Genomic DNA, 22,309 nt, shown 5'->3' on the forward strand with positions numbered 1-22,309 from the left:
ACGAAGAGATCGACACAGGAGACCTGAAGACTCGTGGCCACCACCAACGACCTGAAGAACGGGCTCGTCCTCAACCTGGACGGGCAGCTGTGGACTGTCACCGCGTTCCAGCACGTCAAGCCGGGTAAGGGCGGTGCGTTCGTGCGCACCACGCTCAAGCACGTGCTCACCGGGAAGGTCGTCGACAAGACCTTCAACGCGGGCACCAAGGTCGACACGGCCACCGTGGACCGCCGGAACATGACCTACCTGTACAAGGACGGGCAGGACTTCGTGTTCATGGACGGGGACACCTACGACCAGATCACCGTGCCGTCCGAGACCGTGGGCGACAACGCGAACTACCTGCTCGAGAACACCGCGGTCCAGGTCGCGGTGCACGAGAACGAGCCGCTGTACATCGAGCTGCCGACGTCGGTCGAGATCATCGTCCAGCACACCGACCCCGGCCTGCAGGGCGACCGCTCCACCGGTGGCACGAAGCCCGCGACGCTGGAGACCGGCGCGGAGATCCAGGTGCCGCTCTTCCTGTCCACCGGCGAGAAGATCAAGGTCGACACCCGCGACGGCCGGTATCTCGGCCGCGTCTCCAGCTGATGGCGGACAAGCTCCCCCCGCACCCGAACCGCGGCGGCGCGATCAGCAGGCGGCAGGCCCGGCGCCGCGCCGTCGAGATGCTGTACGAGGCGGCCCAGCGGTCGGCCGACCCGGTCACGCTCCTGGCCGACCGGGTCGGGGCGACCGAGGTCGACCCGGTCGCGGACTACACGATCGCGGTCGTGGAGGGCGTGTCGGCCCACCGCGAGCGGATCGACGAGCTCCTCGCCGAACACTCGCAGGGCTGGACGCTGGAGCGGATGCCCCCGGTCGACCTCGCGGTCCTGCGGGTGGGCGTGTACGAAATGCTGTGGTCGGGCGACGTCCCGGACCCGGTGGCGATCGACGAAGCCGTCGGCCTCGCGAAGGAACTCTCGACGGACGATTCCCCCCGCTTCGTGAACGGGGTCCTCGGCCGCATCGGCACGATCGCCGACCGCCTGCGCGCAGTCCTGTAACCCGGCCGGGGTCGCGCCGCCACCTGAATGGCCGCACCCGATCGGGTCATCGATCCCTTCGCGGCTTCCGGAGCGAGGGGGACCGCCGCGCCGAGTTGATCACCGAGCGGAATCGAAATCGGGCAAAAGGCGCGGTTTGTCGCCGGGAGTGGCCACTGGGGTGGCGGGGCCGGGCGAGCTCATCCGGGTTGGGTACCGGGTGGGTGAGGGTCCGGCCCTGGCGCGGTGAACGTGCTGTTGATGTGCTGCGGGGCAATGGTTTCCGGGTGACGGCGGGACTGCGTCGCCGACGTGACTGCTGGCCACGGCCGATGGGCGTGGCGCGTCTACGGCGGTCATGCAATGGACGACGGCGGTTCGTTCCGGGCAGTGGATTCCGGGAGTTCGCTTCGGGTGCCGTCGCGATACGGGGGATCGGGCGGGCTCCGGGTCTGCGCAGGTCAGTTGATCGCCGGTCGGGCCGCGGTCCGAGGGGCTCGCCCGCTTTCACCTCGAGCGGCGGATTCGCTCGTTCCGGCCGTTCAACCCCGTCCCCACGGGTTGGCCCGGTTCGCCGGTGGCGGCTTCGTCCCCATGCCAGCCGCTCGACCCGAACCCGTCCCCACGGGCAGGCCCAGTCCGCCGGTAGCGGCATCGCCCCCAGGTCAGCCGCTCAGCCCCAGCTCATCCGGCCGAACCGGACCCGTCAAACCGCGCCGGACCCCGGCGCCAACTCGGGCGCCGACTCGGATGTCAGCAGTGCCGACCCCACGCACCCCCGAGGCGTGGCGGGCGTTCCGGTGTCCCTGGACCCGGCACCGGGGAACGCCCACCACGTCGCGCGTGGCCGTGCGGCATCAGTCTTCTTTGGACGGCCGGGCTTCCGGCGGGAGGACGCCCCAGTCGATGAGCTGCTCGGTGAGCTCGCCGGGCGTCATGTCGTAGATGATGGCCAGCGAGCGCAGGTCCTCGGTGCGGATGGAGAGCACCTTGCCGTTGTAGTCGCCGCGCTGGCTCTGGATCGTGGCTGCGTACCGCGCCAGCGGGCCGACCTTTTCCGCCGGTAGCTGCTGGAGCCGCTCCAGGTTGATCACGATCTTCGTGGCCGGCTCGGCACCCGACGGTACCCTGCCCTCCGGCAGCAGTTCGACCACCGGCACCCCGTAGAAGTCCGCCAGCTCGGCCAGCTTCTGCACGGTGACGGCCCGGTCGCCACGCTCGTACGAGCCGACCACGACAGCCTTCCACCGCCCGCCGGACTTCTGCTCGACCCCGTGCAGGGACAGGCCTTGCTGCTGGCGGATCCCGCGGAGCTTGGCCCCGAGCGCCTTGGCGTAATCGCCCATCTGGTGGTTCTCCGTTTCCTCACCCCGCGCCGGCCGGGAGGACCGGGCCGGGGACTCCTCGAGTCGAATACTCAGAGTAATGGTTACGCATAGTTGTCACCAGGTCAAGCAGAAGGTCCGTCCACGCAGGTGGCGGCGGGGTGCGGACCACCCGGAAGACTGATTGACGGGTCCTGCTACTGTCGGTGCGGTTTCCGGCAGCAGCCGGGCAACCGACGTCCTTTAAGGACCCGTCCAGAGAGGCGGGGAAGGAGGTCCGCCTTGTCGTCACGTCCGCGTGGCGCGGCGGGACCGGCGGGAGAGCGCGAGCTGCTTTCCGCCGGCGATGTCGCGCGCACGATCGCCCGGATGGCCCACCAGGTCATCGAAAAGACCGCGCTGGGCGCCGGTCCGCCGGAGCAGTACCCGGTGCTGCTCGGCATTCCCACCCGCGGCACTCCGCTGGCCGCGCGCCTGGCCGCCAAGATCGGCGAGTTCGCCGGAGTCACGCCGCCGCACGGCGCCCTCGACGTCACCCTCTACCGCGACGATCTCCGCCGCCGTCCGCCGCGCGCGCTTGAGCAGACGCAGCTGCCGCCGGACGGGATCGACGAGCGGGTGGTCATCCTCGTCGACGACGTCCTGTTCTCCGGCCGCACCATCCGAGCCGCCCTCGACGCCCTGCGCGACCACGGCCGTCCACGTGCCGTGCAGCTCGCCGTGCTCGTCGACCGCGGGCATCGCGAGCTGCCGATCAGGGCCGACTATGTCGGGAAGAACGTGCCCACTGCGCGGGCGGAAGGCGTCTCCGTGCTGCTGTCCGAAACGGACGGCCGGGACGCGGTGCTGCTGCGCGCGCCGGAAGGAGAGACCCGGTGAAGCACCTGCTCGCCACCGACGGCCTCGACGCGGCCACCGCCACGGCCGTCCTCGACACTGCCGACGAGCTGAAGCACACGCTGCTCGGCCGCGAGGTCCGCAAGCTGCCGACATTGCGCGGCCGCACGGTGATCACGCTGTTCTACGAGAACTCCACGCGCACCCGGGTGTCGTTCGAGATCGCCGGGAAGTGGATGAGCGCGGATGTGATCAACGTCTCGGCGTCCAGCTCGTCGGTGAACAAGGGCGAGTCGCTGCGGGACACCGCGCTCACGCTGGCCGCCGCGGGAGCCGATTGCGTGATCATCCGGCATCCGGCATCGGGCGCCGCGCACCGGCTGTCCGGCTGGCTCGCCGAAGCGGGCACCGCGGTGGTCAATGCGGGCGACGGCACGCACGAGCACCCCACCCAGGCGCTCCTCGACGCCGCCACCTTGCGCGAACGCCTCGGGTCGCTGAAGGACCGCCGGATCGCGATCGTCGGCGACGTCGTGCACAGTCGCGTCGCGCGGTCGAACATCCACCTGCTCAGCACCCTCGGCGCGGAAGTGGTGCTCGTCGCGCCGCCGACGCTGCTGCCGGTCGGCGTGGAAAGGCTCCCGGTCACCGTGTCGCACGACCTCGACGCCGAACTGCCCGCAGTCGACGCGGTGATGATGCTGCGTGTTCAGGCGGAGCGAATGCACGGGGGCTTTTTCCCTTCGTCACGCGAGTATTCGATCGCCTACGGCCTGTCCGAGCGCCGCCAAACGCTGCTGCCGGAGCACGCCGTGGTGCTGCACCCCGGTCCGATGCTGCGCGGGATGGAGATCGCTTCGGCGGTCGCGGATTCCCCGGCGTCGGCCGTCACCGAACAGGTCCGCAACGGCGTGCACGTACGCATGGCGGTCCTGTACCACCTGCTGGCCAGCGAAGGAGTTGCCGCGTGAGCCTCGTGATCAAGGGCGCCCGCCCGTACGGCGAAGGTGAGCCGGTCGACATCCTGGTCGAGGACGGTGTCATCGCAGCGATCGGCGCAGTGCGCGTGCCCGAGGACGCCGACGTGCTCGACGCCGCCGGTCAGGTCCTGCTGCCCGGGTTCGTCGACCTGCACACGCACCTGCGCGAGCCGGGCCGCGAGGACACCGAGACCATCGACACCGGATCCGCCGCAGCCGCGCTCGGCGGGTACACCGCGGTGTTCGCCATGGCCAACACCGATCCGGTGGCCGACAACGCGCTCGTCACCGACCACGTGTGGCGGCGCGGACAGGAGGTCGGGCTGGTCGACGTGCATCCGGTCGGCGCGGTCACGGTCGGGCTCAAGGGCGAGAAGCTCGCCGAACTCGGCACGATGGCCAAGGGCACCGCGGGGGTACGGGTGTTCTCCGACGACGGCGTGTGCGTCGCCGACCCGCTGCTGATGCGCCGTGCGCTGGAGTACTCCACGGCGCTCGACGCGGTGATCGCCCAGCATGCCGAGGAACCGCGGCTTACCGTCGGCGCGCAGGCGCACGAGGGGGAGCAGGCCACGCGGCTCGGGTACCCGGGCTGGCCGGCGTCGGCGGAGGAGTCGATCGTCGCGCGGGACTGCCTGCTGGCGCTGCACGCGAACGCGCGGCTGCACGTGTGTCACGTGTCCACCGCGGGCACGGTCGACGTGTTGCGCTGGGCGAAGGAGCGTGGCACGAAGGTGTCCGCCGAGGTCACGCCGCACCACCTGCTGCTCACCGACGATCGGCTCGAGACCTACGACCCGGTCAACAAGGTCAACCCGCCGCTGCGCACCGGCGGCGACGCGGAGAAGCTGCGGGCCGCGCTGGCCGAGGGCGTCGTGGACTGCGTCGCCACCGACCACGCGCCGCACGCTCCGCAGGACAAGGACACCGAGTGGAGCGCGGCCCGGCCCGGCATGCTCGGGCTGCAGACGGCGCTGTCGGTGGTCGTTGAGACGATGGTCAAGCCCGGCCTGCTCGACTGGCGCGGCGTGGCCCGGGTGCTGAGCGAGCGGCCCGCCGAGATCGGGAACCTGGCTGAGCACGGCCGTCCGATCGAGGTCGGCGAGGCGGCGAACCTCGCGCTGGTCGACCCGGATGCCGAGTGGACCGTGCACGGCGCCGAGCTCGCGAGCATCGCGGCCAACACCCCGTACGAGGGAATGCGGCTGCCCGGCGTGGTGACGGCCACCGTGCTGCGCGGGCGGATCACCGCGCGCGAAGGGAAGATCTGCTGATGGACCGGCTCCTTCTCGTCCTCGGAATCGTCGTCTTCTTCCTGCTGTGCCTCTGGGGCATGTGGGTGGGCTGGCGGCGCAAGTCGCGGTCGCAGAGTGCCGTCGTGCCGCCGTTCCCGGAAATCCCGGCCGACCCCGGCGAGGTCCGGCTGGAGTCCACCGGCCTGTACCTGAGCACGACCTTCGCGGGCAACTGGCAGGACCGGATCGTCACGCGCGGCGCGGGTTTGCGTACCGGCGCGGTCTGGCGGCTGCACTCCGGCGGCATCGCGGTGGAACGCGGTGGCGCGCCGGACTTCTGGATCCCGCGCGCGTCCGTCACCGGCGTCCGCCGGGATTCGCGGATCGCCGGGAAGGTGATGGGCACCGACGCGCTGCTCGTGGTCACCTGGCGGCTCGGTGACCTCGAACTGGACACCGGGTTCCGCGGCGACGACCTGGACGACTATCCACAGTGGATAGACAAGCTTACCGATCACGACATCAAGGGAGGTGCCCAGTGAGCACCGGCACGCGCGGCCCCGCCGCCCTGGTTCTCGAAGACGGCCGGGTGTTCCGCGGCGCGGCGTACGGCGCGCGCGGGCGCACGCTCGGCGAGGCGGTGTTCTGCACCGGCATGACCGGGTACCAGGAGACGCTCACCGATCCGTCCTACCACCGGCAGATCGTGGTGCAGACCGCGCCGCAGATCGGCAACACCGGCTGGAACGACGAGGACGACGAATCGGCCCGGATCTGGGTTTCCGGTTACGTGGTCCGCGATCCCGCGCGCACGCCGTCGAACTGGCGGGCCACGCGGACGCTCGACGAGGAGCTGGTACGCCAGGGCGTCGTCGGGATTTCCGAGGTGGACACCCGCACCCTCACCCGGCACCTGCGCGAACAGGGCGCGATGCGAGCGGGCGTGTTCTCCGGCGACGCGCTGGGCAGTGACGAGCAGATGGTCGCCGAGGTGCTGGCCAGCCCGCCGATGAAGGGCGCGGACCTGGCGGGCGAGGTCTCCACGGACCAGCCGTACGTGGTTTCCGCGCAGGGCGAACGCCGGTTCCGCGTGGCCGCACTGGACCTTGGCATCAAGTCGAACACCCCGAGGCTCATGACCCAGCGCGGGATCGAGGTGCACGTCCTGCCGAGCAGCACGAGCGCCGAAGACCTCCTGGCCCTGTCCCCGGACGGCGTGTTCCTGTCGAACGGCCCCGGCGACCCGGCGACCACCGCACACGCGACCGCGCTCACGAAAACGGTGCTGGAGCAACGGATCCCACTGTTCGGCATCTGCTTCGGCAACCAGATCCTGGGCCGCGCACTGGGCCTGGGCACGTACAAGATGCGCTACGGCCACCGGGGCATCAACATCCCGGTGATCGACGTGGCCACCGGTCGCGTCGCGATCACGGCGCAGAACCACGGTTTCGCGCTGGAGGGTGAGCCGGGTCAGCGCTTCGATTCCCCTTACGGAGCCGCGCAAATCAGCCATTACTGCCCGAATGACGACACCGTGGAAGGTGTCCGCGCATTCGATGTACCGGCGTTTTCGGTGCAGTACCACCCTGAAGCGGCAGCCGGTCCCCACGACGCGGCACCGCTGTTCGATGAATTCGTTGAGTTGATGGAGAAAACCCGGTGACGGCGATACTCGGCCGCGCGGGAATGCTGGTGCCGGCTCCTCGGATCACCCGGGTGCGCCTGGAGAACTATCAGGCGTTCCAGAGTGTCGAGTTCGACCCCGTCACTCCGCTCTGTGTTTTGCTGGGCCCGAACGGAAGCGGCAAGTCGACGGTCCTCGATGCCCTGCGTTTCCTGAGTCAGGTCGTCACCGAGGGTCTGCCGGTGGCTGTCGATGCCAGGGGTGGCTTGAGTGAGATCCGCAGTCGCGACTCGTCCGGGCCTGTTCTGGTGGCTGTCGCCGCGGAGTTCGAAGGGGTCAGGTTCGATTACCGCGTGGCAGTCGACGAGCGGGACGACGGCTTGGTCTTCGCGGAGGAAACCCTGGCTGCAGGGCCGGTCGGCGGCTCCATCCGGCCGGTCCTGGAATTCCATGGCGGCAGTGGTGCCGTGCACGGTGCCGCTGCCGAGCCGGAACAGGTTTCGCTGACGAGCCCGGACGTGTCCGCGGTCGCCGTGCTCGGTCAGCTGAGCGAGCACGAGGAGATCGCCGGCTTCCGCGAGTTCGTCAGCCGGTGGCACCTGCTCAACCCCGATGCGGAGCGGATGCGGACCGGGTCCCGCGGAAAGGCCACCCGGCGGCTCTCGCGGGCAGGGGACAATCTGGGGCAGGTCGTCCAGTATCTGCAGGACGAGCAGCCGGAGACGATGGCGAAGATCATCGAGTCGCTTCGCCGCTACGTTCCCGGCCTCGAAACCGTTCAGCCGCAACGGTTGCCGGACGGTCGCTACATCGTGCGGCTCAAGGACGTCAATTTCGCCGATCCGATCTACCCGGAAAACATCTCCGACGGCACCTTGAAGCTCCTGGCCCAGCTGGTTGCGCTCCGCGATGCCTTTCCGGTGCTTCTTCTGGAAGAGCCGGAAAATCAGGTGCACCCGAGGCTGCCGTACCTGCTGGCCGAAGACATCCGGTCGGCGACAGAGCACGCACAGGTCGTGGTCGCGACGCATTCGCCCTACTTCGTCGACGCGCTGCGGCCCGACGAGGTGTGGATGCTGTTCCGCAACGACAACGGGCGGGCCGAAGCCAAGCGTGCAGCGGACTTGCCTCGCCTGATGGCGATGGTCGAAGCAGGTGGTGCGCTCGGTGACCTGTGGACCGAAGGCTACTTCGGGCTCGGCGACCCGCTCACGAGATCAGGGCGTCCGACGTGATCGAGCAGCCGATCACCCTGGAGATTCTGGTCGAGGAGCAGTCGGCCAAGACCGCGCTGGAGATCCTGGTGCCGAAGATCGTGCCGGGACTGCGGCCCGACATCTTCGAGTTCCGGGGCAAGGACACCTTGCTCAGGCAGCTGCCGCGTCGGCTGGCCGGGTACGCGGCGCGGGCGAGATGGGAATCGGTAAAGGTCGTCGTGCTCGTCGACCGGGACAACCAGGATTGTGCTGCCCTCAAGGAGGAGCTCGAGGGCATGGCCAAGGCCGCCGGAGTGCCGACCCGGGCAAGCGCGCCGACCGGTTTCACCCTGCTGAACCGGATCGTCGTGGAGGAGCTGGAGGCCTGGTTTCTCGGTGATGTACCTGCTTTGCGGGCGGCCTACCCCCGTGTCCCGCCGGGCCTCGCCCGGCAGGAGGCATTTCGTGATCCCGACGATGTTTCCGGTGGTACCTGGCAGGCGTTGGAGCGGGTGCTCATCAAGCACGGCTACCACCGGCCCCGGCTGCAGAAGGTGCTGGCCGCCACCGACATCGCACCGCACATGGATGTCGAGAACAATCGCTCCCCGAGTTTCCGGGCTTTCCGTGATGGAATCCGGCGCCTGGTGAAAGAAGGAAACTGATGCCGAAGAGGACGGACATCCAGCACGTGCTGGTGATCGGCTCCGGGCCGATCGTGATCGGGCAGGCGGCCGAGTTCGATTACTCCGGGACCCAGGCCTGCCGGGTCCTGCGGAGTGAAGGGCTGCGGGTCAGCCTGGTCAACTCGAATCCCGCGACCATCATGACCGACCCCGAGTTCGCGGACGCCACCTACATCGAGCCGGTCACCCCCGACTTCGTCGAGAAGGTCATCGCGGCCGAACGGCCGGACGCGCTGCTCGCCACGCTCGGCGGGCAGACTGCGCTCAACTGTGCGGTCGCGCTGCACGAGCGCGGGGTGCTGGAGAAGTACGGTGTCGAGCTGATCGGGGCGGACATCGACGCCATCCAGCGGGGGGAGGACCGGCAGAAGTTCAAGGACATCGTGCGCACCATCGGGGCCGAGGTGCCGCGCAGCCGCGTCTGTCACGACATGGCCGAGGTCCGTGCGACCGTCGCCGACCTGGGGCTGCCGGTGGTCATCCGGCCGTCGTTCACCATGGGCGGGCTCGGGTCCGGCTTGGCGTACACCGGCGAGGACCTGGAGCGGCTCGCGTCCACCGGGCTTGCCGAGTCGCCGGTCACCGAGGTGCTCATCGAGGAGAGCGTGCTCGGCTGGAAGGAGTACGAGCTCGAGCTGATGCGCGACAAGCACGACAACGTGGTGGTCGTGTGCTCGATCGAGAATGTCGACGCGATGGGCGTGCACACCGGCGATTCCGTCACCGTCGCGCCCACGATGACCCTCACCGACCGCGAGTACCAGGTGATGCGCGACGTCGGCATCGCCGTGCTGCGCGAGGTCGGCGTGGACACCGGCGGCTGCAACATCCAGTTCGCGATCAACCCGCGCGACGGCCGGATGGTCGTCATCGAGATGAACCCGCGCGTGTCGCGCAGCAGTGCGCTCGCGTCGAAGGCCACCGGGTTCCCGATCGCCAAGATCGCCGCGAAGCTCGCCATCGGGTACACGCTCGACGAGATCCGCAACGACATCACCGGCGAGACCCCCGCGGCCTTCGAACCGACACTCGACTACGTCGTGGTCAAGGTGCCGCGGTTCGCCTTCGAGAAGTTCCCCGGTGCGGACCCGACGCTCACCACCACGATGAAATCCGTCGGCGAGGCGATGTCGTTCGGCCGCAGTTTCCCGGAAGCGCTCGGCAAAGCGATGCGCTCGATCGAGACGAAGGCCACCGGGTTCTGGACGCTGCCGGACCCCGAGGGCGTCACGCTGGAGTCCACTTTGGACGCTCTGCGCGTGCCACACGAGGGTCGGCTGTACGAGGTCGAACGGGCGCTGCGGCTCGGCGCGAGTGTCGAGCAGGTGCACGAGGCGTCCGGGATCGACCCGTGGTTCATCGACCAGATTGCGCTGATCGGGGAGGTCGGCGCGGAGGTGCGCGACGCCCCGGTGCTCGACGGCGACCTGCTTCGCCGCGCCAAGCGCACGGGCCTGTCCGACCGGCAGGTCGCCGCCCTGCGTCCGGAATTGGCCGGGGAGGACGGCGTCCGCGCGCTACGGCACCGGCTCGGCGTGCGGCCGGTGTTCAAGACCGTCGACACCTGCGCCGCGGAATTCGCCGCGAAGACGCCGTACCACTACTCGGCTTACGAGACCGATCCTGCGGCCACGTCGGAGGTCGCCGTGCAGGGCGACAAGCCGAAGGTGCTCATCCTCGGCTCCGGGCCGAACCGGATCGGGCAGGGCATCGAGTTCGACTACTCCTGTGTGCACGCGGCGATCGCGTTGCGGGAGGCCGGGTTCGAGGCCGTGATGGTCAACTGCAACCCGGAAACCGTGTCCACCGACTACGACACCTCCGACCGGCTGTACTTCGAGCCGCTGTCCTTCGAGGACGTGCTGGAGGTAGTACACGCGGAACAGCAGTCGGGCACCGTCGCGGGAGTCATCGTGCAGCTGGGCGGCCAGACACCGCTCGGCCTCGCACAGCGGCTGGCCGACGCCGGGGTCCCGGTGGTCGGGACACCGCCGGAGGCAATCCACCTGGCCGAGGACCGCGGCGCGTTCGGCGAGGTGCTCACCGGCGCCGGGCTGCCCGCGCCCCGCTACGGCACCGCGACGTCCTTCGCGGGCGCCAAGCGGATCGCCGACGAGATCGGGTACCCGGTGCTGGTGCGGCCGTCGTACGTGCTCGGCGGGCGCGGGATGGAGATCGTCTACGACGAGGAGACGCTGGCCGGGTACATCCGCCGCGCCACCGAGGTCACGCCGGAGCATCCGGTGCTGGTCGACCGTTTCCTCGACGACGCAATCGAAATCGACGTCGACGCGCTCTTCGACGGCGAAGACCTGTACCTCGGCGGCGTGATGGAGCACATCGAGGAAGCCGGGATCCACTCCGGTGACTCGTCGTGCGCACTGCCGCCGATCACCCTCGGTGCACAGGATCTCGAAGCGGTTCGCCGGTCCACCGAAGCGATTGCGCGCGGCGTCGGTGTGCGCGGGCTGTTGAACGTGCAGTACGCGCTCAAGGACGACGTGCTGTACGTGCTGGAGGCGAACCCGCGGGCCTCGCGCACCGTGCCGTTCGTTTCGAAGGCCACCGCGGTACCGCTGGCGAAGGCGGCGGCGCTGATCATGACGGGCTCGTCGATCAAGGACCTGCGTGCGTCCGGCGTACTGCCCGCGGAGGGCGACGGCGGCCGGATGCCGTCCGATTCGCCGGTTGCGGTGAAGGAAGCCGTGCTGCCGTTCCACCGCTTCCGCACTCCGGAAGGCCACGGCGTCGACTCGCTGCTCGGGCCGGAGATGAAGTCCACCGGCGAGGTGATGGGCGTCGACGTGTCCTTCGGGAAGGCGTTCGCGAAGTCGCAAAGCGGTGCGTACGGTTCGCTGCCGACCTCGGGCCGCGTGTTCGTCTCGGTGGCCAACCGCGACAAGCGGTCGATGGTGTTCCCGGTGAAGCGGCTGGCGGACCTCGGGTTCGACATCCTCGCCACCGCGGGCACCGCGGAAGTGCTGCGGCGCAACGGGGTCGCCTGTTCGGTGGTGCGCAAGCACTCCGAGCCGGACCCGGGTACCGGCGAGCGGAACATCGTGGACGTCATCCTCGACGGTGACGTGAACATGGTCATCAACACGCCGTACGGCAACAGCGGTCCGCGCGTGGACGGCTACGAGATCCGTACCGCGGCGGTGTCGCGGGACATCCCGTGCGTCACCACAGTGCAGGGCGCTGCGGCGGCCGTACACGGCATCGAAGCGCTCATACGCGGAGACATCGGCGTACGCAGCCTTCAGGACCTTCAGGCCGCGCTTAAGGCGACGTCGTGACCGCGCGGTTCGGAGCCCGGCTGGCCGAGGCAGTGGCCGCTCGGGGACCGCTGTGCGCCGGGATCGACCCGCATCCGGGTCTGATCGAGGCGTGGGGCCTGCCGGTGGATGCGAGCGGTCTCGAACGCTTCGCGCTCAGCGCCGCGGAGACGCTGGGCGCGGTGGCGTCGATCGTGAAGCCGCAGTCGGCGTTCTTCGAGGCCTTCGGGTCGGCCGGGGTCGCGGTGCTCGAACGCGTCGTCGACGTCGCGCACGACGCCGGCGCGCTCGTCCTGCTGGACGTGAAGCGTGGCGACATCGGCTCCACCATGGCGGCGTACACGGCGGCGTACGTGGCTGAGAAGGCCGCCATCACCGCCGACGCGGCCACAGTGTCGCCGTACCTCGGCTTCGGCGCTCTCGACGAAGCAGTGGCGGCGGCGCGCGAAGCAGGTAACGGGCTCTTCGTCCTCGCGCGCACGTCCAACCCGGAGGCGCACGCGTTGCAGAGCGCGCGCCTCGAAGACGGCCGTACGGTCGCTCAGGGCGTCGTGGACGCCGCTGCGGCGCACAACGCAGGGGCTGAGCCGTACGGCGACGTAGGTGTGGTCGTAGGGGCAACTGTGGCTCCTGGGGAACTGGACCTGTCCCAGCTCAACGGACCGGTCCTCGCGCCCGGTTTCGGGGCACAGGGGGCAACCGCGGCGGACTTGCGGGCACTGTTCGGGACCGGCCTTCCCGGGCTGCTTCCGGCGTCTTCGCGCGACCTGCTGCGCCATGGCCCGGACGCCGCCGCACTGCGCCGGGCGGCCGAAGAGGTGAGCGCCCGGTTGGCGGGATCGGCCGGATCCGGCCAATAGCAGGCCCCGGAATCGCGCTCCACCAGCCACCCCCGCATTGTGGCCCCTGCTCAGGGGTGGGTACCGTCGCGTCACCCACCCAGATGTGAGAACTACCGGAGGAAAACGTGGCACTTCCCCAGCTGACAGAGGAACAGCGCGCTGCGGCGCTGGAGAAGGCCGCCGCCGCCCGCCGCATCCGTGCTGAGCTGAAGGAGCGGCTGAAGCGGGGCGGTACCACTCTGGTCGACGTGCTGAAGCAGGCCGAGGAGAACGAGGTCCTCGGCAAGATGAAGGTCTCGGCCCTGCTCGAGGCGCTCCCCGGCGTCGGCAAGGTGCGTGCCCAGCAGACGATGGAACGACTGGAGATCGCCCCCAGCCGCAGGCTCCGCGGACTCGGTGACCGGCAGCGCAAGGCGCTGCTCGCCGAGTTCAGCGGCGAGTGAGCGGCGTCGGTCAGGACTACCCGGTGACCCGGGGCACCGACCGCGACGGTGAGCCGGCGGCGGGAGAACTCTCCCGCCCCCGGCTCACCGTCGTCTCGGGCCCGTCCGGAGTCGGGAAGTCGAGTGTGGTGGGACAGCTGCGCCGGCTCGAGCCGAACGTGTACTTCAGCGTTTCGGTGACGACCCGGGCGCCGCGGCCGGGCGAGGTCGACGGGAGCCACTACCACTTCGTGGACCCCGCCGAGTTCGACCGGATGGTGGCCGAGAACCGGCTGCTGGAATGGGCCGAGTTCGCCGGGAACCGCTACGGGACGCCCCGCGAGCCGGTGGAACGGGCGCTGGCGGACGGCCGCCCGGCGGTGCTGGAGATCGAACTGCAGGGCGCCCGGCAGGTCCGGGCCGCGATGCCGGACGCCCGGCTCGTGATGCTGATGCCGCCGTCGTGGGACGAGCTGGTCGGCAGGCTCACCGGGCGCGGCACCGAAAGCGAGACCGCGGTGGCGGCCCGGCTGGCGCAGGCCGAACAGGAGCTGGCCGCGGCCGGGGAGTTCGACGTGCGGCTCGTGAACGCCGACGTCGAGGTCGCCGCGCGGCGGTTGCTAGACTTGGTGACCGGCGGTGGCATCTCCGCCGATCGATGTGACGATACGGAGCAGCACGAGTGACTGTGCAACAGGCGACGCTGGAAGAGCTCGAAGGCATCACCAACCCGCCGATCGACGACCTGCTCGAAAAGGTCTCCTCGAAGTATGCGCTGGTGATCTACTCGGCCAAGCGGGCCCGGCAGATCAACGACTACTACGCGCAGCTCGGCGAGGGCCTGCTGGAGTACGTCGGACCGCTGGTGGAGCCCGGCCCCCGCGAGAAGCCGCTGTCGATCGCGCTGCGCGAGATCCACGGCGGGCTGCTCGAGCACACCGAGGGTGAGTGACGCCAAGCCCAGGGTTGTCCTGGGCGTAGGCGGCGGCATCGCCGCCTACAAGGCGTGCGAGGTCCTGCGGGGCCTCACCGAAACCGGGCACGACGTGCGCGTCGTACCCACCGAGGCCGCGCTGAACTTCGTCGGTGCGGCCACCTTCGAGGCGCTGTCCGGGAACCCGGTGCACACCGGCGTGTTCACCGAGGTGCCCGAGGTGCAGCACGTGCGCGTCGGCAAGGAAGCCGACCTCGTGCTGGTCGTCCCGGCCACGGCGAACCTGCTGGCCAGGGCCGCGCACGGGCTGGCCGACGACCTCCTCACGAACACCTTGCTCACCGCCCGGTGCCCGATCGCCTTCTTCCCGGCGATGCACACCGAGATGTGGGAGCACCCGGCCACCCGCGACAACGTGGCGCTGCTGCGCTCACGCGGGATGGTCGTCACCGAACCCGCCGCCGGCCGCCTGACCGGGGTGGACACCGGCAAGGGGCGGCTCGCCGACCCGGCTGAGATCGTCGACCTGGCCCGGCTGCTGCTCGAGGTACCCCGTGCGTTGCCGCGTGACCTCGAGGGCCTGCGGGTGGTCGTGTCCGCCGGTGGCACGCGGGAACCGCTCGACCCGGTCCGCTACCTGGGCAATCGCTCGTCCGGCAAGCAGGGTTTCGCGCTCGCCCGGGTTGCCGCGCAGCGCGGGGCCGAGGTCACGCTGGTCGCCGGGCACACCGCCGAACTGCCGTCCCCGGCGGGCGCCACGCTGCAGCGGGTGTCCACCGCGGAGGAGATGCGCAAGGCCGTGCATGTCGCGGCCGCGGACGCCGACGTGGTGGTGATGGCCGCCGCCGTCGCGGACTTCCGCCCGGCCACGCGCGCCGACCACAAGATCAAGAAGTCCGACGACAGCCCGGATCCGGTCATCACGCTCGACCGCAACGCCGACATCCTCGCCGAGGTGGTGCAGCAGCGGCGTCCCGGCCAGATCGTGGTGGGCTTCGCCGCGGAAACCGGCGACGAGCACGGCAGCGTGCTCGACCACGCCCGCGCCAAGCTCCGCCGCAAGGGCGCCGACCTGCTGGTGGTCAACGCGGTCGGCGACGGCAAGGCGTTCGGCACCGAGGACAATTCGGGCTGGCTGCTCGCCGCGGACGGCACCGAGGAGCCGATCCCGCTCGGTGCCAAGGCGCGGCTGGCGGCCACATTGTGGGACGCTGTAACAGGCTTGCGCGCGCGTCGACTCTAGCTCTGTGCCCGCTCGGTAGGGTGGGCCGTGTAAGGGGTGCCTAACTCCGGTGCCGAAGCTTGACCGAGGGAAGTGACGAGGTCGTGACTGCGTCCACGAAAAGGCTGTTCACGTCGGAATCGGTGACCGAGGGCCATCCCGACAAGATCTGTGACGCCATCAGCGACTCGATCCTCGACGGCCTGCTCACCAAGGACCCGCGGAGCCGGGTCGCGGTGGAGACGCTCATCACCACGGGCCAGGTGCACGTGGCGGGCGAGGTGACCACCGAGGCGTACGCGGACATCCCCACCATCGTCCGCGACGTCATCCTGCGGATCGGGTACGACTCGTCGGCCAAGGGCTTCGACGGCAACTCCTGTGGCGTCAACGTCGCGATCGGGGCGCAGTCGCCGGACATTGCGCAGGGCGTCGACACGGCGTACGAGTCGCGGGTCGAGAGTGACGAGGACGAGATCAACCGCCAGGGCGCGGGTGACCAGGGCCTGATGTTCGGGTACGCGTGCTCGGACACGCCGGAGCTGATGCCGCTGCCGATCGCGCTCGCGCACCGGCTGGCGCGGCGGTTGACGGGGGTCCGCAAGGACGGCGTGCTGCCGTACCTGCGCCCGGACGGCAAGACCCAGGTCACCATCGAGTACGCGGGCGAGCAGCCGGTCCGGCTCGACACGGTCGTGGTGTCCACCCAGCACGCCGACGGGATCGACCTGGAGCAGATGCTCGGGGTCGACGTGAAGAAGCACGTGGTGGAGCCGGAGCTGGCCGAGCTGGGCCTCGACACGTCCGGCACGCGCCTGCTGGTCAACCCCACCGGCCGGTTCGTGATCGGCGGCCCGATGGGCGACGCGGGCCTCACCGGACGCAAGATCATCGTCGACACGTACGGCGGAATGGCCCGCCACGGCGGCGGCGCGTTCTCCGGCAAGGATCCGTCCAAGGTGGACCGGTCGGCCGCGTACGCGATGCGCTGGGTGGCCAAGAACGTGGTCGCCGCAGGCTTGGCCGGACGCGTCGAGGTGCAGGTGGCGTACGCCATCGGCAAGGCCGCCCCGGTGGGCCTCTTCGTGGAGACGTTCGGCACCGAAACGGTCGACCCTTCGAAGATCCAGTCAGCGATCAGCGAGGTCTTCGACCTCCGCCCGGCCGCCATCATCCGCGACCTGGACCTGCTCCGCCCGATCTACGCCCCCACGGCGGCGTACGGCCACTTCGGCCGCCCGGACCTGAACCTGCCGTGGGAAAACACCTCCCGCGCAGACGCCCTGCGCTCCCTGACCGGCTCCTGACCGCTCCTTCACGCCCCCGGGTTCCGTGAAGGGAACCATCACGGAATCAGATTCCCTCATGGTTCCCTTCACAGCCCTTTCCAGTCCGTGAAGGTTCCCTTCACGGCTTTCACCCACCACCCCACCGCACCGAGGCACCCACCCCGGCCACGGCACCCAGTCCCGGCCCTGCACCCCGATCCGAAGCCCCCACACGGTCTGAACGGCTTGTCAAGGCATCTTTCCCGCCTTGACAAGCCGTTCAGACCGTCGTCACAATCCAGCTTCGGGGTGCCCCACCGCAACATCAAGGTCCCTTCCCGGACTTCCCCCACAGGCTTGTCAGGGTGGTCTGGTAAAGATCTCCGAGTGACCAGCTCCGAATCCACCCCCCTGTGGGACCTGCCGGAGCCTCCGCGCTCCGCACCGGAGCCGAAGGCTGGCAAGAAGAAACCCCCACGCTCCCGCAAAGGCCAGCAACAACCCGCCCCCGAACGACCAGTAGCGAAGGTCGTAGTGGACATCCCCCTGGCCCACCTCGACCGCACCTTCGACTACCAAGTCCCCGACAAACTCCACGAAACCGCAGTACCCGGCTGCCGAGTCCGCGTCCGATTCGCCGGGCAGCTCGTCGACGGCTACCTCGTCGAACGCACCGACACCACCGAATACGAACGCAAACTGGCGTACCTGGAACGGGTAACGTCCAGCGAACCCGTCCTGCCACCCTCCTTGCACGCCGTATGCCGAGCGGTAGCCGACCGCTACGCCGGAACCCTCTCGGACGTCCTGCGACTGGCCTTGCCCCCCCGACATGCAAAGGTCGAGGGCGAACCCCCAGCAAAACCCGCCCCGCCACCGTCCGCGCCCGACATATCCGCGTGGTCCCGCTATCAACGTGGCGAAGCGTTCCTGGAGGCCGTAGCGGAGGGCCGCCCGGCAAACGCAGTCTGGCAGGCACTACCCGGAGAAGACTGGCCACAACGGCTAGCCGAAGCAGCGGCCACCGCAGCCGCAAACGGCCGGGGCGCGGTACTCGTGGTGCCGGACCACCGAGACCTCACGCGCGTGCACAACGCATGCATCGACCTGGTCGGAGAACAGGGCGTCGCAGCGCTGATCGCCGGGCTCGGCCCGGCCGAGCGGTACCGGCGGTGGCTCGCCGTGCTGCGCGGGACGGTACGCGTGGTGGTCGGCACCCGGGCAGCGATGTTCGCGCCGGTCGCGGACCCGGGATTGTTCGTGGTCTGGGACGACGGCGACGACCTGCATCTCGATCCCCATGCGCCGTACCCGCACGTCCGCGACGTCCTGATGGACCGGGCGCACGCCACGAAATCGTCGCTGCTGGTCGGCGGTTTCGCGCGGACGGCCGAGGCGCAGCTGCTCGTGGAATCCGGGTGGGCGCAACAGGTTCAGGCCGGGCGCGCCGAGCTTCGGGCGGCGGCACCGCGGGTCACGCCGGTGGGGGAGGACTTCGACGTCGCCCGCGACGAGGCCGCCCGTGTCGCCCGCTTGCCCGCGGTGGCTTTCGAAGCGGCGCGGCAGGCCTTCGCAGCCGGATTGCCCGCGCTGGTACAGGTTCCGCGGCGCGGGTATGTGCCCGGGTTGGCGTGCGGCCAGTGCCGGACGCCCGCGCATTGCCGCCGATGCGCGGGTCCGCTGGCGTTGCCGGGAGGGTCGGTGGACGGCGCGCCGAAGCCGCCCGCGTGCCGGTGGTGCGGGGTTCCGGAGACGGCTTTCCGTTGTCCTGCTTGCGGTTCGGTGCGGTTGCGGGCAGTGGTGGTCGGGGCGAAGCGGACCGCGGAGGAGCTGGGTCGCGCGTTCCCGGGAGTGCCGGTGCGCACGTCGGGGGCGGCCGAGGTGCTGGCCGAGGTACCGGGCCGCCCGGCGCTGGTGGTCTGCACGCCGGGCGCGGAACCGGTGGCCGAGGGCGGGTACGGCGCCGCGCTCCTGCTCGACGGCTGGGCCCTGCTGGGCAGGCAGGACCTCCGCGCGGCCGAGGAGACGTTACGCCGCTGGATGGCCGCGGCGGCGCTGGTCCGGCCGTCGTCGGCGGGTGGCCGGGTGGTCGTCGGCGCGGAGGCGGGCTTGGCGGTGGTACAGGCCTTGGTGCGCTGGGATCCGGGGTGGCACGCGAGCCAGGAACTGGAGCAGCGCCGCGAGCTGGGCTTCCCACCCGCCATGCGGATGGCGAGCGTGGAAGGCAGCCCGTCCGCGGTGGCGACCGTCCTGGACGACCTCCCGTTGCCGGACACCGGCGAGATCCTCGGCCCGGTCCCGCTGGGCGATTTCGACGACGAGGGCAACGCGGAGCGGGAACGTGCGCTGGTCCGGGTGTCTCGTCCGGAGGGTCGTGCTTTGGCGACGGTGATCCGGGATGCGGTGGCCCGGCGGGATGCGCGCAAGGCCACCGAGCCGGTGCGGGTGCAGCTCGACCCGCTGGACCTGATCTAGGCGTTGGCCGGGATCGCTGCCGTCACCAGGGGCTCCAGTGGCAGCCGGTCCCGGTCCACCCGCGTGCCGTCCTGGTATACGTCCGTCACCGCGCCCCAGGCGGTCACGTTCACCAGTGGGTCTTCCCGCAGCACCACCAGGTCCGCGCGACGGCCCGGGGTGATGCTGCCCAGGTCCGCGTCCTTGCCGTAGGCCCGCGCAACCGCGCTCGTGGCCGCCACGAGCGCCTGCATCGGGGTCATGCCCTTCTCGACGATGCCGCGGCCCCAGGCCAGGTGGTCGGTGCCCAGGGTCCACGGCCGTTCCGGGTCGCCGACCTCGCCGTTGTCGGCCAGGACGTCGTGGGACGTGCAGCCTGCGTCCGTACCCAGGATCACCGGGACGCCCGCGGCCAGGATCAGTTTCTCGTTCGTCGTGTGTACGCCGCCGCCGTACCCGGCCCAGATCGTGCCCGCCGATTCGAGCCGGTGCTGGTACGCCGACGTCACCGTCTGCAGCCCGGCCGCGGACCCGGACTGCGCCATCGCGTCGACCAGCTCGTGCGGGATCGGCCGCTGGCTGGTGATCGAGGCGTGGATCAGCACGTCCGTCTTGAGGTCGATGGCCGATTCCAAGCCCTCGACCGACATCGTGTGCGACAGCAGCGGCAGCCCGGCCTCGTGCGCTTCCTCAGCGATGACCCGCAGCACCCGCTCGGAGAACATCAGGTAGCTCCGCTCGAACCCCCAGATCCCGGTGAGGTGGTCGGTGATCCCGACCTTCACCAGGTCGACGCCCCTGGCCAGGTAGTCGCGGACGATCGGCCGCACCTCGCGGGCGGGCAGCAGGCTCAGGTGCGGGCCGACGCCCGCCTCGAACAGTGCGCTGATCCGGGCGGCGAACGTCGGGCTGATGACCTGGCTCGCGGCCAGGTTGAAATCGGCGCCGAACGGGCCGCCGAACCCGAGGATGTTGCCTGCGGCGAAGATCCGCGCGCCCGGCACCGTCCCGGCGGCGATCCGGTCGCGCGCCGCCAGCACCGGCGCGGTGGCGTTCCAGGTGTCGAACACCGTGGTGACGCCCGACCGCAGCGCGACCTGCGCCGACTCCTCGATCACCTCGGCGAGGCGCCCCTCGTGGCGGGCCAGGTACTCGATGCCGCCGATGCCCATCATCATGATGCCGTCGAGCAGGTGGACGTTGCCGTTCACGAACCCCGGCACAACCCACCGGCCGCGCAGGTCCACGACCTCGGCCCCGGGCGGCACCGGAACGTCGCCGACGGCCGTGAACCGGCCGTCCTCGACCAGGATGGTGCCGTCGCGCAGTGGCGTGCCGCCGAGTCCGTCGATCACCGTGGCGTGCACGAAAGCAGTGGTGGCAGGCATGGATTCTCCTCATCGAGCGTCCGGTGGAGCACTTCAAATTAGCCGAACCACATGGTTACTGCAACCAGTTGGTACGGCTAGTTTCGGCGTGGCTAGGATGAGCCGCGTGCCTCCGACCCGTGTGGACGGCCGTTCGCTGCGGTACCGGCAACGGCGGACCGAGCTCCTCGGCGAGCTCACCGACTACCTCGTCGAGGAGGGCCTGCGCGACTTCTCGCTGCGCCGGGCGGCGGGCGCGCTCGGGGTCACGCACGCGAGCCTGCTGCGGCATTTCGGGTCGAAGGACGAGCTCGTCGCCGAGGTGATCGGCACGCTGCGGGCGAACCTGGTCGCCCGGCTCGAGGCGGACGACGAGTTCCAGGCCGCACAGTCCACGCGGCAGCTGCTGCTCAGCGCCTGGCGGCTGCTCGACAATCCCCGTGGCCGCAAGGAGTTCCTGCTGCTTTTCGCGGCGATCGGGGAGGTGTCGCCGGTCGTGCCGGACGGGTTTGCCAAGGCGGTGGTCCAGGACTGGCTGGCGACGATCGAACAGAGTCTCGTGCGCGACGGCGTGCCCTCCGGCGAGGTGCCGCTGCTGGCCACGGCGGCGTTGAGCCTGATCCGCGGTCTGCAGCTGGACGCGGTGGCGGGCAACGACCGAGAACGGTCATACCGGGCGTACGTGCTCGCGGTCGACCGGCTCTTCCCCGGCGCCTAGCCGACGCAGCGTCACCACGCAGGCCGGTTCCGTTACTCCATTCGCGGGGCCGGACTGGTGCGTCTGCGGGCTTCGCGCCTACACCGGACCCCCATACCCTTGAGCACGGGGGGCCATGATCAGGACCGGGGTCCGGACGCGGCCCGGACCGGCCCCCGCTGTGGTGCTCCTCGTGCCCGGTCCTGCGGACAGGAGTCGGCGTTGACAGGCGAGGTCTCGATCCGGCAGGCCGGGCAGGCGGACCTCGCGGTGCTGGCGGCCGTGCTGGGGAACCAGGGCTTCTTCGAGGACCGGCTCACCCGGCAGGCGAAGGGTTTGGGTGTCCTGTTCACGGCGTGGTGCGACGCTCGTCCGGTTGGCGATGTCTATCTCTGGCTCGAAGACGCTGAGGAGCCGCCGATCCGGGGGCATCTGCCGGGGGTGCCGTTGTTGACGCATTTGGAGGTGGCTCCGGAGGCGCGGAACCGTGGGATTGGTGCGGCGCTGGTGCGTGCGGCGGAGGATTATCTTGCCGGGCAAGGGCATGCGCTGGGGGCGTTGGCGGTGCGTACGGACAATACCCGGGCTGCGCGGTTGTATCGGCGTCTTGGGTATGAGGATTGGGGGCATGGCACGGTGGTGTGCTATTCGGAGCACACGTTGCCGGATGGGCGGACGGTTTCCGAGCCTGAGCATTGTCATGTGCTGGTTAAGGGGTTTCCGGATGATCGGCCGGTTCCGTTGGTGTCGCGTACTTGTGGCGGTTCTTGAGGTTTGCTCTGGGAAGTGTTGCGGTGAGTTCTGTGTCGGCTGGGACTGTTGCGTGGGGGCACCCCGAAGTTTGAGTGTCACGACGGTCTGAGGTGCTTGTCAAGGCGGGAAAGATGCCTTGACAAGCACCTCAGACC

The 22,309-nt window shown here is 70.0% G+C and carries 21 protein-coding genes; 19 read left to right on the forward strand and 2 right to left on the reverse strand.

The genetic code is table 11. The annotated features are described in order from the left end of the window. Nucleotides 1–33: 33 nt before the first annotated feature. Together efp and nusB are read left to right on the forward strand one after the other, a co-directional pair. Nucleotides 34–597: an elongation factor P gene (efp, locus tag OO71_RS21715; protein WP_033291666.1), complete on the forward strand. Its 564-nt coding sequence runs from the start codon at nucleotides 34–36 to the stop codon at nucleotides 595–597. Then, nucleotides 597–1,055 carry a transcription antitermination factor NusB gene (nusB, locus tag OO71_RS21720; protein ID WP_033291667.1) on the forward strand — a complete coding sequence of 153 codons (459 nt, stop codon included), beginning with the start codon at nucleotides 597–599 and terminating at the stop codon, nucleotides 1,053–1,055. The genes efp and nusB overlap by 1 nt, the downstream gene beginning before the upstream one ends. Before the next feature lie 836 nt (nucleotides 1,056–1,891). Here the strand turns inward: nusB and bldD are convergent. After that, complete coding sequence (gene bldD, locus OO71_RS21725) at nucleotides 1,892–2,380, reverse strand: transcriptional regulator BldD (RefSeq protein WP_003096372.1); 489 nt, start codon at nucleotides 2,378–2,380, stop codon at nucleotides 1,892–1,894. Nucleotides 2,381–2,641: 261 nt separating this feature from the next. Here bldD and pyrR point away from each other — a divergent pair, with 261 nt between their 5' ends. From pyrR to OO71_RS21800, 15 genes are all read left to right on the forward strand, one after another. Further along, nucleotides 2,642–3,238: a bifunctional pyr operon transcriptional regulator/uracil phosphoribosyltransferase PyrR gene (gene pyrR / locus OO71_RS21730; protein WP_033291668.1), complete on the forward strand. Its 597-nt coding sequence runs from the start codon at nucleotides 2,642–2,644 to the stop codon at nucleotides 3,236–3,238. Next, a complete protein-coding gene (locus OO71_RS21735) occupies nucleotides 3,235–4,167 on the forward strand; it encodes an aspartate carbamoyltransferase catalytic subunit (RefSeq protein WP_033291669.1) in 933 nt (310 codons plus the stop codon). Before pyrR ends, OO71_RS21735 begins: the two co-directional genes overlap by 4 nt. Further along, nucleotides 4,164–5,450 carry a dihydroorotase gene (locus OO71_RS21740; protein WP_033291670.1) on the forward strand — a complete coding sequence of 429 codons (1,287 nt, stop codon included), beginning with the start codon at nucleotides 4,164–4,166 and terminating at the stop codon, nucleotides 5,448–5,450. Before OO71_RS21735 ends, OO71_RS21740 begins: the two co-directional genes overlap by 4 nt. Next, the gene (locus OO71_RS21745) at nucleotides 5,450–5,953 is read left to right on the forward strand and encodes a PH-like domain-containing protein (RefSeq protein ID WP_033291671.1); all 504 of its coding nucleotides are present in this window, start codon (nucleotides 5,450–5,452) and stop codon (nucleotides 5,951–5,953) included. The genes OO71_RS21740 and OO71_RS21745 overlap by 1 nt, the downstream gene beginning before the upstream one ends. Continuing rightward, a complete protein-coding gene (carA, locus tag OO71_RS21750) occupies nucleotides 5,950–7,077 on the forward strand; it encodes a glutamine-hydrolyzing carbamoyl-phosphate synthase small subunit (RefSeq protein WP_033291672.1) in 1,128 nt (375 codons plus the stop codon). Before OO71_RS21745 ends, carA begins: the two co-directional genes overlap by 4 nt. Beyond that, complete coding sequence (locus OO71_RS21755; RefSeq protein WP_051791804.1) at nucleotides 7,074–8,273, forward strand: AAA family ATPase; 1,200 nt, start codon at nucleotides 7,074–7,076, stop codon at nucleotides 8,271–8,273. Before carA ends, OO71_RS21755 begins: the two co-directional genes overlap by 4 nt. Then, nucleotides 8,270–8,899: a DUF4276 family protein gene (locus tag OO71_RS21760; protein ID WP_245633743.1), complete on the forward strand. Its 630-nt coding sequence runs from the start codon at nucleotides 8,270–8,272 to the stop codon at nucleotides 8,897–8,899. The genes OO71_RS21755 and OO71_RS21760 overlap by 4 nt, the downstream gene beginning before the upstream one ends. Continuing rightward, on the forward strand, nucleotides 8,899–12,216 hold the full coding sequence (carB, locus tag OO71_RS21765; protein ID WP_033291673.1) for a carbamoyl-phosphate synthase large subunit: 3,318 nt from the start codon (nucleotides 8,899–8,901) through the stop codon (nucleotides 12,214–12,216). The genes OO71_RS21760 and carB overlap by 1 nt, the downstream gene beginning before the upstream one ends. Further along, entirely contained in the window at nucleotides 12,213–13,055 is an 843-nt protein-coding gene (gene pyrF / locus OO71_RS21770; protein ID WP_033291674.1) for an orotidine-5'-phosphate decarboxylase, read from the forward strand. Before carB ends, pyrF begins: the two co-directional genes overlap by 4 nt. A gap of 107 nt (nucleotides 13,056–13,162) precedes the next feature. Beyond that, the gene (gene mihF, locus OO71_RS21775; RefSeq protein ID WP_003096398.1) at nucleotides 13,163–13,480 is read left to right on the forward strand and encodes an integration host factor, actinobacterial type; all 318 of its coding nucleotides are present in this window, start codon (nucleotides 13,163–13,165) and stop codon (nucleotides 13,478–13,480) included. After that, nucleotides 13,477–14,145 carry a guanylate kinase gene (gmk, locus tag OO71_RS21780; RefSeq protein ID WP_033291675.1) on the forward strand — a complete coding sequence of 223 codons (669 nt, stop codon included), beginning with the start codon at nucleotides 13,477–13,479 and terminating at the stop codon, nucleotides 14,143–14,145. Before mihF ends, gmk begins: the two co-directional genes overlap by 4 nt. Further along, nucleotides 14,142–14,411, forward strand: a complete 270-nt coding sequence (rpoZ, locus tag OO71_RS21785; RefSeq protein WP_020658117.1) for a DNA-directed RNA polymerase subunit omega — start codon at nucleotides 14,142–14,144, stop codon at nucleotides 14,409–14,411. The genes gmk and rpoZ overlap by 4 nt, the downstream gene beginning before the upstream one ends. Beyond that, nucleotides 14,404–15,636: a bifunctional phosphopantothenoylcysteine decarboxylase/phosphopantothenate--cysteine ligase CoaBC gene (gene coaBC / locus OO71_RS21790; RefSeq protein WP_033291676.1), complete on the forward strand. Its 1,233-nt coding sequence runs from the start codon at nucleotides 14,404–14,406 to the stop codon at nucleotides 15,634–15,636. Before rpoZ ends, coaBC begins: the two co-directional genes overlap by 8 nt. 83 nt (nucleotides 15,637–15,719) lie before the next feature. Beyond that, complete coding sequence (gene metK / locus OO71_RS21795; protein WP_033291677.1) at nucleotides 15,720–16,922, forward strand: methionine adenosyltransferase; 1,203 nt, start codon at nucleotides 15,720–15,722, stop codon at nucleotides 16,920–16,922. Between the two features lie 348 nt (nucleotides 16,923–17,270). Next, on the forward strand, nucleotides 17,271–19,358 hold the full coding sequence (locus tag OO71_RS21800; RefSeq protein ID WP_033291678.1) for a primosomal protein N': 2,088 nt from the start codon (nucleotides 17,271–17,273) through the stop codon (nucleotides 19,356–19,358). Here the strand turns inward: OO71_RS21800 and OO71_RS21805 are convergent. Further along, nucleotides 19,355–20,725 (reverse strand): amidohydrolase family protein, encoded by a 1,371-nt coding sequence (locus tag OO71_RS21805; protein WP_033291679.1) that lies wholly within the window; start codon nucleotides 20,723–20,725, stop codon nucleotides 19,355–19,357. The two genes, OO71_RS21800 and OO71_RS21805, sit on opposite strands and share 4 nt — an antisense overlap. A 106-nt stretch (nucleotides 20,726–20,831) precedes the next feature. Between OO71_RS21805 and OO71_RS50950 the strand changes: the two genes are divergently transcribed. After that, nucleotides 20,832–21,422 (forward strand): TetR/AcrR family transcriptional regulator, encoded by a 591-nt coding sequence (locus OO71_RS50950; protein WP_162186088.1) that lies wholly within the window; start codon nucleotides 20,832–20,834, stop codon nucleotides 21,420–21,422. A gap of 201 nt (nucleotides 21,423–21,623) precedes the next feature. After that, nucleotides 21,624–22,172 carry a GNAT family N-acetyltransferase gene (locus OO71_RS21815; protein ID WP_033291681.1) on the forward strand — a complete coding sequence of 183 codons (549 nt, stop codon included), beginning with the start codon at nucleotides 21,624–21,626 and terminating at the stop codon, nucleotides 22,170–22,172. Nucleotides 22,173–22,309: the final 137 nt, after the last annotated feature.

Origin of the sequence: Amycolatopsis jejuensis (assembly GCF_000717335.1) — a bacterium.
Taxonomy (GTDB): Bacteria; Actinomycetota; Actinomycetes; order Mycobacteriales; family Pseudonocardiaceae; genus Amycolatopsis; species Amycolatopsis jejuensis.

Excerpts from the sequence above, each read along its gene's own strand:
- nusB (WP_033291667.1), top strand. The coding sequence starts at position 597 with ATGGCGGACAAGCTCCCCCCGCACCCGAACCGCGGCGGCGCGATCAGC.
- OO71_RS21805 (WP_033291679.1), bottom strand. The coding sequence starts at position 20,725 with ATGCCTGCCACCACTGCTTTCGTGCACGCCACGGTGATCGACGGACTC.
- OO71_RS21745 (WP_033291671.1), top strand. The coding sequence starts at position 5,450 with ATGGACCGGCTCCTTCTCGTCCTCGGAATCGTCGTCTTCTTCCTGCTG.
- carB (WP_033291673.1), top strand. The coding sequence starts at position 8,899 with ATGCCGAAGAGGACGGACATCCAGCACGTGCTGGTGATCGGCTCCGGG.
- bldD (WP_003096372.1), bottom strand. The coding sequence starts at position 2,380 with ATGGGCGATTACGCCAAGGCGCTCGGGGCCAAGCTCCGCGGGATCCGC.